The organism is Thermogutta sp. (assembly GCF_039793925.1).
GTDB lineage: Bacteria > Planctomycetota > Planctomycetia > Pirellulales > Thermoguttaceae > Thermogutta.
In genome coordinates this window covers 1-15,409 of sequence record NZ_JBAMME010000133.1, presented here as the reverse complement: position 1 = coordinate 15,409, position 15,409 = coordinate 1, and the positions used below count along the sequence as shown (strand labels likewise).

The following is a 15,409-nucleotide window of genomic DNA, read 5'->3' as shown; positions in this document are numbered from 1 at the left end:
TGAACGGTTCGGGGAATACGACAGGGGTACTGTGACCCCGCAGGATTAACCCACCGGAAAGCCGAGACACAATATTGAACGATCCACCAAAGGCTTCCGGAAGTGGGCTGGTCGATCCCGGCAGAAACGGGTGTGGATAGTCCCAGGCAAGACACCGCTGGCAAAAAACGGTGGACAAATTGGATCTGTTCTCATTGCGTAGTGATCTTTCTGTAGCCCGTCCGTCCAACGTGGTGCACTTAGATGGCGCGTTTGTTCAGGATCTGAGAAATCAGCATCATAGTTTTATAGATTGAGGATCGGGTGACAAGGCATGGCCGCTTCTGATATCGTCATCCAGGGGGCACGCGAGCACAATCTCCAGGCAATCAATCTTGTTCTCCCGCGCAATCAGCTTATTTGCTTTACGGGCGTGAGTGGCTCGGGGAAAAGCTCTCTGGCCTTCGACACGCTCTATGCCGAGGGGCAGCGACGTTACGTGGAGAGCCTCTCTACCTTCGCCCGGCAGTTCATTGGCCAAATGGCCAAGCCGAACGTGGATCGAATTGATGGGCTGACCCCGTCGATCTGTATTTCGCAGAAGACAGCCGGCTCCAACCCCCGTTCCACGGTCGGCACGATCACCGAGGTCTATGATTACCTTCGCATTCTATTTGCCCGGGCGGGTACCTGTTACTGTCCCCGCTGCGGACAGAAGATTCAGGCCCAACCGCGGGATAAGATCATTGAACAAATTCTGGAGACGGCCTCGGGGCAGAGGGTGTATGTTCTCGCGCCTCTGGTGCGCGGGCAAAAGGGAGAACATCGCAATCTTTTCGCCAGTTTATTGCGGCAGGGGTTTTCCCGGGCGCGGATCGACGGCGAGATCGTCCGCCTGGAGGAAGATCTCAGGCTTCGGCGGCAGATGCGTCATGATATTGAACTCGTCGTCGATCGGTTGACGGTTTCTCCGGGCCAGAGAAGCCGGCTCGCTGAAGCCGTCGAGAACGCTCTCAAATTCTCGGAGGGCGAGGTTCTCCTCCGTGCGGACGAGTCGGCGTCCGACGCAGCAGGCAATGACGAGAAATCTCGGGGCGAGCGGGCGGGAAGAATCATCGGCCATTTTTCCTCCCGCTATACCTGCCCCAATTGCCAGATCGGCTTTCCGCCGCCCAGCCCCCAGATGTTCAGTTTCAACAGTCCGGAGGGGATGTGTCCGCGGTGCCAGGGGCTGGGTCGCGTTCAGCAGCTCAACGTGGCCGCACTTTTGACTGATCCGCATCGTTCCATTCAGCAGGGGTGTTTCGCGTTCTTGGGCAAATGGCGCTCGGCACCCACGGCGGTGCGGTCTGTGCTGCGGCGCATTGCCGATTGGCTCGAAGCGCGGTGCGAACTGGAGCCGGGAACGGTGCTGGAAACCGCGTGGGAAGAGCTTTCTCCTTTCGCCCAAAATGTCCTCATGTATGGGGTGGACGCTCTCCGCCACGAGCCGCAACTGGAGGCCGACTTCTCCACACGCTGTTGGCAGGCGACGGGAATTGCCGGCCTGGCCGAGTTTCTCTTGCAAACTGGCGGACTGATTGCGGAGCATCGTCGCCAGGTGGAGCAGGCCTACGGTCTGGTGCCGTGCCCGGGTTGTGGGGGATCGCGCCTGCGACCAGAGGCCCGGGCTGTCCGACTGCGGACCACCCACCCTCACTTTGCAGATTTTCCGGAAAAGTCGCTTCCCGAGGTCTGTGCCCTACCTATTTCCGAAGCGCAACTATTCTTTACTGATTTGGAGCTAGACGCTGTCGGCCGGAAGATCGCCGAAGAACCGCTCAAGGAAATCCGCAGTCGATTGGAGTTTCTCGGCAACGTGGGGCTGGATTACCTCACGTTGGATCGCTCGGCCCCCACTCTCTCCGGTGGAGAAATGCAGCGCATCCGTCTGGCGGGGCAAATCGGCTCGGGTTTGGTGGGTGTCACTTACATCCTCGACGAGCCTTCGATTGGGCTCCATCCCCGTGACAACGATCGCCTCCTGGCAACCCTCGCCCGACTTCGCGATCAGGGCAATACTGTGGTCGTTGTGGAACACGACGAGGACACGATGCGGGCGGCCGACTGCATCGTGGACTTCGGTCCGGGACCTGGTAGCCGAGGCGGTCGGATTGTGGCCATGGGCGACTTCGAAGAGATCATCAAAGTCCCAGAAAGCCTCACCGGCCAGTATCTTTCCGGACGAAAAAGGATTCCGGTCCCCGAGAAGCGGAGGTCTCCCACCCAAAAAAAACTCGTCATCCGCGGCGCACGCCACAATAACCTCAAAAATATTGATGTGGAAATTCCCCTCGGGTTGTTCGTGTGTGTGACGGGCGTCTCCGGCTCCGGAAAAAGCTCGCTGGTCAGCGACATCCTCGTTGAGGCGTTGAATATCGAGTTAAATGGCGGAACAGGCAATCCCGGCGCGTTCGACACCATCGAGGGGTTGGAGCACCTCGACAAAATGATTGCCATCGATCAGTCGCCCATCGGCCGGACGCCGCGTTCCAATCCCGCCACCTACATTAAGGTGTTTGACGACATTCGCAAATTGTTTGCGGAGTTACCCGATTCCCGTCTGCGGGGCTACAAACCTGGTCGATTCAGCTTCAATGTGCCGGGTGGTCGATGCGAAGCCTGCGAAGGTAACGGCGCCACTAAATTAGAAATGGATTTCCTGGCCGACATCTGGGTCACCTGTCCCGTCTGTGAGGGCAAGCGTTTCAATCGCCAGACGCTGCAAATTCGGTATAAGGGTAAAAACATTGCCGATGTGTTAGACTTGGACGTTCGCGAAGCCCTCGAGCTTTTCGAGAACATCCCACCGATCCGTCATAAACTGGAGACGCTTCACGCCGTTGGATTGGATTACATGAAGCTCGGCCAGCCCTCACCAACGCTCTCCGGCGGTGAGGCCCAGCGGATCAAGCTCGCGCGGGAACTGACCAAACGAAGCACGGGAAAGACGATTTACATCCTCGACGAGCCCACCACTGGACTGCACTTTGCCGATATTGAGCTGCTTCTCAAGGTCCTCCACAGCTTTGTGGATGCCGGCAATACCGTGATTGTTGTGGAGCACAATCTGGAAGTCATCAAGACCGCCGATTGGATTATCGACCTGGGACCGGAAGGTGGTGATGCCGGCGGATATATCGTGGCCACGGGAACACCTGAGGAGGTGGCCCAGGTGGAAGCGTCCCATACAGGCCGCTTCCTCCGGCACATTCTGGCCGGGCATACCTTGCCGGCGCTGAACGGGAAGAGCAGGGAACGGGAAGAATTCTTCCGCAGCCTGAAGGCCCGCACCCGCAAGGCCAAACCCATCCGCGCCATCACCGTCCGCGGTGCCCGCCAGCACAATCTCAAAGGCATCAATGTGGAAATTCCTCGGGATCAGCTCACCGTTTGCTGCGGGAGAAGTGGCTCGGGGAAAAGCTCCCTGGCCATGGACACGGTGTACGCGGAGGGGCAACGTCGGTACGTGGAAAGCCTCAGCACGTACGCCCGGCAATTTGTCAGCCAGATGCAAAAGCCCAAGGTGGATCATGTGGAAGGGCTTTCGCCGGCGATTGCCATTGAACAAAAACACGCGGCAAACACGCCACGTTCCACGGTGGGTACGGTCACGGAGATCTACGATTATTTCCGCGTCCTCATGGCGCGACTGGGGCAACCCTACTGCCCCCAGTGCGGAATTCCCGTGGGGACGCAGGCGGCCGATCAGATCATCGCCAAGGTGATGGCCCATCCCGAGGGCACGCGGCTCTTCCTCCTTGCGCCGCTCGATCTTCGCGACGGTGGCGACGTGAACCAGTTATGGGACGAGCTCCGGCGCGGTGGTTTCACCCGGGTTCGCGTGGACGGAATCATCCACAGTTTGGACGAACCCCCACGGATCGATCGCCGCCGCCAGCACGCGGTGGAGGTGGTGGTGGACCGCGTTGTCGTCCGACCAGACCAGCGGGAGCGCATCGCGGGGAGCGTGGAGATGGCGCTGTCGTTGGGAGAGGGCGTCATGATCGTCCTCTATCCCAACGACCGCACGCCGGAACAGTTCTGGAAAACTGTCCGGCACAGCCAGCATTTCGCCTGCGAAAAATGCGGGCGCAGCTTCGAGCCGCTGTCGCCCAACCATTTCTCTTTCAACAGTCCCCTGGGATGGTGTCCCGGGTGTGAAGGACTGGGCAAAGAGGTGGGCGCCGATCCTGCTGCGCTGGTTCTAAATCCCAAAGCAACTCTTCGCGAACAGGCCTTGGCCATCTGGCCAACCCATGACGAGCCGCTTTCCCGGGCGGTGGTGGAGGCCCTCTGCCGGGAGACCGGCATTCCTCTCGACGTACCGTGGGAAGAGCTCTCCGGCATTGCCCGACGACTGATCTTCCACGGAACGGGCGAGCGATGGTTCGATGTGTGGGAGGAAGATTACGAACGGATCCGTCGCGAAATGCGCGGCGAGAAGTCAGCGGAAACTTCGTCTGGCGACGAGACGGCTGAGAATCGCCGGATCCTCCTCCGATTCCAGTACAAAGGGCTCTATCCCACGCTGGAAACAGTGACTGCGACTTCGCCCCGGCTGCGTGCCGCGTTCCAGGACATTGTCGCGGAGACCGAATGCACCCTCTGCGGCGGCAGCCGTCTTCGTGATGATGCAGCGGCGGTCCGCTTCCGTAATCGCACTATTGACGAATGGTGTCGCTTGCCCTTGGGACGCCTCCTGGAAGAGGTCCGCTCCTGGCAACTGACCCCACGTGAACAAGAAATCGCCGGCGACATTGTGCGAGAAATCGCCAGCCGGGTGCAGTTTTTGGTGGACGTGGGCCTCGATTATCTGACCCTTGCCCGCTCGGCACCCACATTGTCCGGCGGAGAATCGCAGCGCATCCGGCTCGCCGCCCAGGTGGGAAGCGGTCTGTGCGGCGTCCTCTACGTGCTCGATGAGCCGACCATCGGCCTCCATCCTCGCGACAACCATCGTCTGCTCGCCGCTTTGCGTAAACTACGTGACCTGGGGAATACGCTCCTCGTTGTGGAACACGATCGGGAGGTCATCCAGGCGGCAGATCACCTGCTGGATTTCGGTCCCGAGGCGGGCGACAAGGGAGGCGAGATCGTCGCTCAGGGGCGACCGACGCGGGTGGCACGCAATCGGAGCTCCGTCACTGGTCCGTACCTTTCCGGCAAAAAAGCGATTTTTACGCCCACTAACCGGCGGATGCCCTCCTGGTGGACCGGCGAGCCCGGCTCGCTCGTTCAGGAATCCGTGCCCGGCCAGTCCGTTTGGCGAACATTTCGCACCCCCGGCGGCGGCTGGCTGGAAGTCCACGGAGCGCGCCATAACAACCTCAAAAACATCAGCGTGGCCATTCCGCTGGGGACCTTCACCGTGATTACCGGGGTGAGTGGCAGCGGCAAAAGCTCGTTGGTGGAGGACGTCCTCTATCATGCCCTCGCCCGGCACCTCCACCGAGCCAATACCGTCCCTGGAGAATTCGATCGCCTGCGGGGCGTGGAGCTGATCAACAAAGTCATCCGGGTGGATCAGCAGCCGCTCGGTCAGACTCCCACATCTACCCCCGCTACGTACACGGGTGTGTTCGACAAAATCCGCGATCTATTCGCTCAATTACCGGAGGCCAAACGCCGCGGCTTCACCCGACGACGGTTCAGCTTCAACGTGCCGGGCGGCCGGTGCGAGAAATGCGAAGGTGCCGGACAGATCAAGATCGAAATGCACTTCCTGCCGGATGTTTGGGTGGAATGCGACGCCTGCCACGGTCGGCGATATGACGCGGAAACCCTCGCCGTCACGTATCACGGAAAATCGATCTCTGACGTCCTGGATATGCCCTGCGAGGAGGCCCTGGAACTGTTCAAAAATATCCCCGAGATCCGCCGGATTCTTCAGGTCCTTTGCGACGTGGGGCTTGGATATCTCAGACTCGGTCAACCCGCCAACACGCTCTCCGGGGGTGAGGCCCAACGCGTCAAACTGGCTGCGGAACTCGCACGTCCCGACACTGGACGGACGCTCTACCTCCTCGATGAGCCGACCACCGGCCTCCACTTTGACGATCTCTCCCGTCTTCTGGATGTCCTCCAGCGGTTGGTTGATCTCGGAAATACCGTGGTCGTCATCGAGCACAATCTGGATGTCATCAAATCGGCTGACTGGATCATCGATCTTGGGCCTGAAGCGGGTGAACAGGGGGGATATGTTGTGGTGGCGGGGACACCGGAAGATGTGGTCGCCTACTCTCGCTGGTGGCAACGCGAAAAAGGCCAGGCAGAAGAGGGAAGCCCGAACGGAAAATCGGGGGCGTCAACGACGCAGCCGCCGTGGCGATCCTACACCGGCGAAGTTCTCGCACCCGTTCTGGAAGACAGTCCTCGCAAAGAACGCAAACCGTACGATCCTTACAAGGACCATCTGATTCCCCTGCATACACCGGAAGCCGAGCCCGGCTTGAGCGACGTCAAGAGCCCATGGGAAACCGACGGCCGATCCTGGCATCTCACCCGGTCATCGGCGATGAACGGACGGCCCATTCGATGGGATCGAGAGATCCTGGAAAAGCTCATCACGTTTCTAGAAAGCCGGCAGCCAGAATTGGCGATTGATTATTCCGCTCAGAATGTGATCGAGGTCCGTGCCCAGAAGTCGCGGGGTCCCTGGTTCATGCATATCTACACCGGCGACGACCTTCAACTCCGGCTGCGGATCCGAACGGGGCGGCGTGCCGCGAAGATGCTCACAAGTTTCACGAGTCTTCGCTCGGCCCGTCGTACTGTCCCGGAGTCCGTTTCTCCGTTTTTGAAACTCTACGAACCGCCGGAGGAGGAACTACCGCTGCCTCCCCCCTCTCTGTCGACCAGGCAGCATGGAGTGTGGTGGGACATTGACCTGCGGGTCAGCGAATTGGCGTCGCTGGAGCAAATAAACTTCTGGAGCTTCCTCGGGCCTGCACTCGCGGATTACGCCTCTCTTTCCAGCAGTGAGGGTTCGACCACCACCCAGTACGACCTGGTTTGGCACTTTGCCCAGAGAGGCATAAACTCGCGGTCTTTGCAGTGGCGGCCTGAACTCCTTCACCAGATTGTTGCTGGAATCAAAAAGGCCGTCCCCGACGTGGAGATCGACCCCAACCATGAACGCATGATCATGCTTCGGCTTGGTCCTTCACGGAAAACATGGGTGGTCATCTACACCAAAAAACCGGAGGGACTGTTGTTGGTGGTTCGCGCTCCCAAGAATCAATTCCCCCTGGGCAGGTTGCGAACTCTCTGGGACGATGTGGACATTGATGGTTCCCGTGCCAGAGAAGACCGAATCGAAATCCTTTTGACGGGGAGCAAACTGAACAATGCATCGACATTCGGCAAATTCTTCCAGGAGGCCGCCGAGGCCTTCATCGCGGACCTGATGGAGTAACTGAGCAAACACCCTCTTATGCCGGATGAAACAGTCGTTTCGCAACTCGCACATCAAACCGAGATGATCCACGAGAACACAGAGGCCATCGCTCGATGAGGAACCCCGCCATGGCCAGCGATAAACGTGCCTTGCTTTCCATCCCGGCGCGAGCGCTCTTTCAATTTGCGGTGCCCTGCCGCCATTGCGCGACCCTCTGGGACAGGGATGGTGCGAATCTGGATGAATCCTATCGCCTGCCCAACCTGGCAGCGATGGAAGGCACAACTCCTCCCTTGGAAGTTCGCGCAGGCTGGAACGAGGCGGGATTGGCTCTGCGGTTCCACATTTTTGATCTGCAGATAGGCCCCCGAGCCCGGCGGATGGTTCACGCCGCTCAGTGGATTCACGTGTGGATTGCTACCCGCGCAGTCCACGATGTCCACCGGGCCACACGGTACTGCCACCGCTTTGTATTGCTGACAAACGGGGCAAGCGACCAGGCAATTGAAGCGAAGTTGGCATGGGTGGGTATTCCCCGGGCAAAAGAAGCCCCGAATCCACCGCCTCCAGGAAGTTTGAATTTTCTCGTCCGGGAATACACGGATGGGTATTGCGTGGACATGCTCTTTTCGAAAGATGCCCTCACGGGCTACGATCCGCACGAGTATCCCCGTTTGGGGTTCAACTATGCGGTGTGCGATCTCGCCCGCGATCGCGAATTCGTCTTCACGGCCGGAAGACCGCTGCCCTACGATGAAGACCCCAGCCTCTGGGCAACACTGGAACTCGTGTCGTGAGAAGAAGGGGCCGTCACCCTGCCCTTCCATTTGGGGGAAGTTTTCGGGAATGTATCAAGCCGCCGGCGCTTGACCTCCGCACAACGTGCCAACAACGTTTAGCAGCCGGCCCATCTTGTTTTTGATGTCGTTGACGATCTGTCACGTCGTGCTGCCTGAAGCAGACGGGCTTGGAACTGGCGGCTGGGCCGGTGCAGGCGGCTGGGCACCGCTTTGCGGCTGTGACGGCCCGCCCGAAGCACCACCACCATTTTCTAACGGAGCAGGGCCAGGAACCGGCTTTTCCGGCACACGCTGCGTCTCACGAGGGAGTGTCGGCTGCTGTTCGGCCGGGCTTGTGGATTGACCGGAAGTCGCCGGCGCCGGTGTTGGCTGAGACGGTGTTGTTGTGCTCGGCGCGACTGTGGTACTGGGCACCGGGCACAGGTCGACGGGAACCAAGCAGGGATCCACCGGCACCCGGCAAACGACCGTCCGCGGGCGATAGCACGTGTAGGTCACCGGCACATATTTCTGCACCGTGCGGGGAACGGTGACCGTCTGCTCTTCCGCGACCATTCGGCACACCTGCACCGGTATCTGCTCGACACGCTCTTCCGTAACCCATTTGTACGTGGTCACGGGAATCTGACGAACCTGTTCTTCCGCCACCATCCGGCATACCTGGACGGGCACCTTCTTTTCCACCCGCTCCACCACCGGTCGCATCACCGTAATCGGAATCTTGCGGACCTGCTCTTCTTCGACCATGCGACAAACTTGGACGGGGACCTTCCGCCGCACTTCTTGGGGCTGATAGGTCACCACCTCCACGGGCACTTGCTCCGTGACCACCTTGGCAACGTACTGGGTCTCGGGAACCACCTGGGCGACGATGTTCGGCTGCCATACCTTGCGGAATTCATAGCGACCGCGGTTGTTAGGCACCCAATACAATCCGCCGGGCTGCCAGGTGACTGCGCCGGTCACCGGGTCCACCACCGGCTGACCAGCCTGCCACGTCAACCGGTTCGGGAACAGCCCCGGTTTGAGGACGAGCTGGTCGACATACTGACCCTGGTCCACGTACTGCGTTTTGTAGGTGACTACCGGCTCCGTCACCGTGCGGTACTGTGTGCGATACACAACCTGACGGACCGGCTGCATCACCGTGTAGCATTCTTCCCTTTCCTCGGTTTCCCAAACAGGTTTGAGGACCTTTACGCGTTCTTCCCGTTCGGCCGTTTCCTGCACATAGCGGATGACGTTGTAGCTTTCGTCCCGATACTGCGTTTCCCAGACGGGCTTGTAGACCGTAACCCGTTCCTCGCGAACGCTGGTCTCGGCCACCGGCCGACTGACCGTGTACCGCCTCTCGCGGTACTCCGTCTCCCAGACCGGTTTGTAGGTCACCACTTTACGCTGCTCGTATTGCGTTTCGCATTCCAGCCGGTAAGTGCTGACCTGCACCGGTTCGTACACGGTTTGATAGACGAGGCGGTAGCTCGTCCCCTCACACGGCGAAATAACCGCCGAGCTTGTCACCACCTGGGCAAAACCCCCGGACAGCCCAGCACAAACAACGCCCACCGCCGTGATCACGGGGACCAAACACCGTGTCGGAAAAATTGTGGTCTTCATCTTTTCACCTCATCCATAGGGATCAGAAGCCCCAGAGGCACATTCCCGGGACTCTGACGTCCATTCCCTCTTGATGCCCTTATCAGAGATGACCACCGTCACCGTGGACGGCCCCCGCACCCCGCGCACAGTAGCGCCGGGACGCGGTCTCTACTCAATTTTGGGCCGTAATTCGCGAGATGCAAACCTTTGATCTGATAAACTGTGACGGCGCGCAGCGCAAGTTATCTTCCAGTCAAACAATCTGACACAAAGATTTTTTCAAGTTTGGGGCCACTTGTGCCGAATTAAGCGACATCAGCTCTTTCAGGGGGATAATAACCCCACTTTTGACTTACTGGCCTGCCCAACTTGTTGCGCTCGTCTCCAGGGCGTGTGTTTTGCCAGTCCGCCCCAACATCCAAGGCTGCTCGAATGTCGGGAAAGCCCTTCCGTCCCATCACACCTGGAGTGAGCTTTCTTTTACCCGTACAATAGACCATAGGTTACAAACCGGCCTTTGGCCGGCGTGGAACGCGTGTTATTGGACGCTGGCAGTTCCGAGCGATCTCTATGAGTTACGAACCGCAAGACTCTCTCCCCCATTCTGGTGACGGTCCGGCTGATTCGCCGAAAAATGACATGCCTGTTGGTGACCAGGCGAACCAGTTCGTCCCCGAAAACCCGCCGGCAACAGCGGACACCCATCAAGCTGGCGGTGCCGGGGCGCCGTCTGGCGAAAATGAAAACGCGGCCTCTTCGAATCGTCCTCGGATACTGATCGGTTCGCAGCGGGACCCGGCCGCCTACCGTCCCCGGCCTGGCAGGCCTGTGACCCCAGCGCGACCCAGGCCATCACTCCCGGAATCTGCTCGCGCCAGCCGCCCAGCCCTTTCGCGCGCAGGAATGGCAGCCGGAGAAAAGAGTCCCCCAGTAAGCAGCGCGCGCTGGGCTGAGGAACAGGCACCTGCTGACGGCGGCAGCACGGTTGCCGAAGGCGAGGCGGTCCGTGTCAGCGGAGACGCGGAGGTCCACACACCGGCCGTCGGAGACGCTGTGGCTTCATCAGCAGCGGATGTTGCCCCAGGAGGCGGCGCTGAGACCAGCACCTTCACGCCACCAGATGAGACCGCAGCGAAGAAGCCCACCCCAGCCGAGGCAGAACCAGCGCGCGTCTTTTCGCCCTTGCCCAAGTTCCCCGAGGATGAGGAAGAGCCTCCCGAAAAAGTTCTCGCCAGTGAAATCGACCAGCTTCGGGCACAGGTGCAAGGATCGGCACAGATTCTCACGCGGGAGGCGGTCCAGGACCTGTTCAACCGTCGGGCGGGTTTGCCGCCTGATCTGGAAAAAGAGTTCGCCGAGGCCCTTAGTGACGTCCCGGTCGAACAACTCATCTCAGAAACCACCAGCAAGGTCAAAGTCGGCCAGCTCGAGCCGGAATCCCGCCACGTGGGCAAAGTGCTGGCCGTGCGGGGCGAGAACGTCTTCGTGGAACTCGGCCTCCGTGAACAGGGGATTGTACCGCTCAAGCTGTTCCGCGAACCTCCGGAAGTTGGACAATCCGTGGAAGTCCGCGTTGTCCGATTCGTCCCCGAAGAAGGCGTTTACGAACTCGTCCTGCCGGCGGCCGCGGCCGATGTCGCCGACTGGGCCGATCTCAGCGAGGGCATGCTCGTGGAAGCTCGGGTGACGGGCGTCAACCAAGGCGGTTTAGAATGCGAGGTCAACCGCATCCGCGGCTTTATCCCGATCAGTCAGATTGACATTTTCCGTGTGGAAAAGCCGGAAGAATACGTGGGCCAGTCGTTCACCTGCGTAGTTCTGGAAGCGGATCCGCAACGCAAAAATCTGGTGCTCAGCCGTCGCGCTGTGCTGGAACGGGAACGCGAACAAGCACAACGCCTCCTGTGGGATTCGCTGACGCCGGGCCAGATTCGCGATGGCGTCGTGCGGCGTCTCACGGAGTTCGGGGCCTTCGTTGATATCGGGGGCGTCGACGGGCTGCTGCACATCAGCCAGATCGCCTGGGGACGGATCAAGCATCCCAGTGAAGTCCTCCGCGAAGGCCAGACCATCAAGGTCCGAATTGATAAGGTGGATCGCGAAAACCAACGAATCAGCCTGGGTTATCGCGATCTGCTTTACAATCCCTGGGAGGACGCGGATAAGAAGTACGTCCCACAGTCACTCTGGAAGGGCCGCGTCACCCGCATTATGGACTTCGGCGCTTTCGTGGAATTGGAACCCGGGGTGGAAGGCCTTGTTCACATTTCCGAGCTTTCCACCAAGCGTGTGTCGCGGGTGAGAGACGTCGTCAAAGAGGGCGACGAAGTCGACGTCATGGTTCTGGCGTTTGATCCGCAGGAAAAGAAAATCAGCCTCTCCATCCGCGCGGCCATGAAATTGAAAGAGCCGGAGCCTGCCCCACAGGCGGAAAGCTCCGAAACCGCCACGCAGACTTCGGAGACACCCTCTCCGCCACCGCCACCCAAAAAACAGAAGCCGTCGAAGCCGCTTAAGGGTGGTCTGGGAAGTAGTCCCGGCCAGAGTCTGCTCGATTTGTTGAAAAAATGATCGGGAGTCAATTCGAACAGTGACGTCCATTCAGCTCCCCATCGTTGTCCGTGAATCCTGCGAGGACCTGGAAAGCCACCGCCAGAGGGGTTTACCGCGCTGGCTGAAGCGGCAAGTTCCCAAGGGGAACGGCAATCATTTCACCGCCCGATTGGTGGAAACCCTGGGCCTGACCACGGTCTGTGAGCACGCCAAATGCCCCAATCGCATGGAGTGCTACGCCCGGCGAACAGCGACCTTCATGATCATGGGCGAGGTCTGCACGCGGCGGTGCGGTTTTTGTGCCGTGAAAAAAGGGAAAACACAGCCCCTGGACCCCACGGAACCCCACCGCGTCGCCCAGGCCGCTGCCACTCTGGGGCTGAAACATGTGGTCATCACCTGCGTCACCCGGGACGATCTTCCCGACGGTGGCGCCGCCCATTTTGTGCGCACGATCGAAGCCCTCCGTGCCCTCACCCATGCCACCATTGAAGTGCTCCCGTCCGATTTTCACGGGCGGTGGGAGTCTGTAGCCACCGTCGCGGCGGCCCGGCCGGACGTTTACAATCACAACACCGAGACCGTTCCCCGGCTCTACGCCACCGTGCGGGGACGCAAGGCCAATTACCGCTGGACACTGGACATGTTCCGCCGACTCAAGCGGGAATTTCCCGGCCTGTGTACCAAGTCCGGATTGATGGTAGGCCTGGGAGAAACCTACCAGGAACTCTTCGACACCTTCGCCGATCTGGTGGCGGCGGGCGTGGATATCCTCACCGTGGGCCAGTATCTGCAACCGACCCCTCAGAATCTCCCCGTCGTCCGATATTACCATCCCGAAGAATTCGAATACTTAGCGGACATGGCACGGCGCATCGGTTTCAAGGAGGTTTACAGCGGCCCATTCGTGCGATCCAGTTATCATGCGGGAGAAGTCTTTGCGCATCTGCAGAAACCGGCTTCAGACCCACACGCTTCCGCTACCACCGAGCGTGACGCAACATTTGGTGGGACGATCGGCCATTGTGAGAAGGGCGCTGCTTCGCTACACTCCTAAGCGTGAGACTTCAGCCCCAGCCGAATTTAATCGGCGCAGGGACTGGGCTCCCCGTGGTCGGCCGGGCCATCATGATAGCGACGCAGCAAGGAGGCGCCCATGGAGTACAGAATCTTCTTCTCGGCAGGCGAACCGAGTGGTGACCAGCACGGTGCGGCCCTCATCTCGGCACTGCAGAGTCGACTTCCCAACTTCACTTGCCTTGGGTTCGGCGGACCACGCATGGCGCAGGCCGGTTGCCACCTTCTCGCCGATTTGACCTCCCATGCTGTGATGGGCTTCTTGAGGCCGATTGCCCAACTTCATCACTTTTACCGCTTCTATCGTCAGGCCGTCGTAGAAATGGAGTGTCACCGTCCGGACGCGGTGGTGCTCATCGACTTTCCCGGTTTCAATTGGCACCTAGCCAAGGCTGCCAAAAGCCGAGGAATCCCCGTTTTTTTCTACGGACCTCCGCAAATCTGGGCCTGGGCACGGTGGCGAGTGCGAAAGATGCGTCGCTGGATTGACCATGCCCTCTGCTGGTTGCCCTTCGAGGAACAATGGCTTGCCGCCCGTGGTTGTTCTGCCACCTACGTGGGTCACCCCTTTTTTGACGAATGCGCTGGGGCCGTGCGCGATTCCGCGCTGGTGGCACAACTGACGGGCGATCCCCGCCCGTTACTCACCATTCTGCCGGGCTCCCGCGATCAAGAAGTCCACGCCAACGGACAAGCCATGCTGAGAGTGGCGGCCGGTCTGCGGGAAAAAATTCCCAGTCTCCGTGTGGCCGTGGCAGCTTTTCGGCCGCATCAGGCCCAACTCATGGAGCGCTGGGCCCACCAGCTCGATGTTCGCGCCCTCATTCTGACAGGGAAAACGCCTGAATTGATTCAGTCGGCGACATGTTGCCTGGCGGTCTCTGGATCGGTGTCTCTGGAACTTCTCTATTTTGAAAAGCCTACTGTGATTCTCTACCGAATCAGCCCCTTGGCTGCCCGAATTGAGAAATTCGTCCGTCGCGTCAAGTACATCACGCTGGTCAATCTCCTCTGTCATGGAGGTCGGCACGCCGCCGAACTCCCGCCCAATGACCCCACCACACCAGCCCCCACGGACGCCCTCTTTCCCGAATTTCTTACCGCGCGTGATGTAACACAGGAGATCTGCCGGCGCCTTGCCACCTGGCTGAGCGACGCCGAAGAAAGGCAAAAGGTTGTCGCTGTTCTCCGAGAACTGAAAAAATCGCTCGGCTGGGAAGGGGCCGTCGATCGCGCAGCCGACTGGTTCGTTCGTTACCTGGGCCAGCCGCACGAAGTGACACCTGGCCTGCATCCCCACTCGATCTCGGCACTCCACGAAAGACCCAGACCGGCAGGTTTACGCCGCTGATCGCTGGGGAAGGCACGCCGAGCGATCGCGCGGATTTCCCTTTCACACTTTAGGAACAGCCAGGGGGCAGGCCGGTTTTCCACGGGCTGGCCATCCCGGTGCGGTGGGGCCAATTGCTAAAGCGCATCGCCAGCGCGTGGAGCGCGGTTGAACCGTTCTGGGCATTGATGATTCATGAATCGCCTGGACGGCCGGTTCACGACCAGCGAGCTGATTCGATTTCTGGAAAAACCATTCATGGATTGCAAGAACACACGCCCGACTGCCAAGCGGCCCGCTTTTTTCTGGGTTCGAAATGGGACGGATTAACGCGCCAGATAAGTGAGTATTGAAACCCAAGGCAAGCTGGATCGCCAGGCAGCCTTTTCTCTCATTAACAGCGGAGATGAGTCGTTGCTTTTGTACCGGCCGACACTGGAAGGACCCATTGTTCATTGCCGCTGGTTGGTCGGCTCTTATTCGTTTTAATCCCAACTTGATTCGATTAAGAGAAGAGTTTCATCTTCTCTTAAAACTTTTTTCTTCTACGTTTCAATCCCAACTTGGCACGATTCAAACGCGACCGTCTCCCGCTTCGGCGTCCGTTCCTTCCCCAAGCCGATCTCTTTCGTC

General features: G+C 59.5%; 6 protein-coding genes. 5 read left to right on the top strand and 1 reads right to left on the bottom strand.

Annotation, left to right across the window (positions count from 1 at the left end; translation table 11 throughout):
* Positions 1-313: 313 nt before the first annotated feature.
* Entirely contained in the window at positions 314-7,435 is a 7,122-nt protein-coding gene (gene uvrA, locus ABJK56_RS05510; protein ID WP_347243664.1) for an excinuclease ABC subunit UvrA, read from the top strand.
* A gap of 110 nt (positions 7,436-7,545) precedes the next feature.
* Positions 7,546-8,214, top strand: coding sequence for a hypothetical protein (locus ABJK56_RS05505; protein ID WP_347243663.1), 669 nt, complete (start codon positions 7,546-7,548; stop codon positions 8,212-8,214).
* Between the two features lie 141 nt (positions 8,215-8,355).
* Here ABJK56_RS05505 and ABJK56_RS05500 read toward each other — a convergent pair whose 3' ends face one another.
* Positions 8,356-9,834 carry a hypothetical protein gene (locus tag ABJK56_RS05500; RefSeq protein ID WP_347243662.1) on the bottom strand — a complete coding sequence of 493 codons (1,479 nt, stop codon included), beginning with the start codon at positions 9,832-9,834 and terminating at the stop codon, positions 8,356-8,358.
* A gap of 552 nt (positions 9,835-10,386) precedes the next feature.
* Here ABJK56_RS05500 and ABJK56_RS05495 point away from each other — a divergent pair.
* From ABJK56_RS05495 to ABJK56_RS05485, 3 genes are all read left to right on the top strand, one after another.
* Positions 10,387-12,387 carry a S1 RNA-binding domain-containing protein gene (locus ABJK56_RS05495; RefSeq protein WP_347243661.1) on the top strand — a complete coding sequence of 667 codons (2,001 nt, stop codon included), beginning with the start codon at positions 10,387-10,389 and terminating at the stop codon, positions 12,385-12,387.
* A 40-nt stretch (positions 12,388-12,427) separates the two neighbouring features.
* Positions 12,428-13,426 carry a lipoyl synthase gene (gene lipA / locus ABJK56_RS05490; RefSeq protein ID WP_347243688.1) on the top strand — a complete coding sequence of 333 codons (999 nt, stop codon included), beginning with the start codon at positions 12,428-12,430 and terminating at the stop codon, positions 13,424-13,426.
* Positions 13,427-13,525: 99 nt separating this feature from the next.
* Complete coding sequence (locus tag ABJK56_RS05485) at positions 13,526-14,797, top strand: hypothetical protein (protein ID WP_347243660.1); 1,272 nt, start codon at positions 13,526-13,528, stop codon at positions 14,795-14,797.
* Positions 14,798-15,409 lie beyond the last annotated feature (612 nt).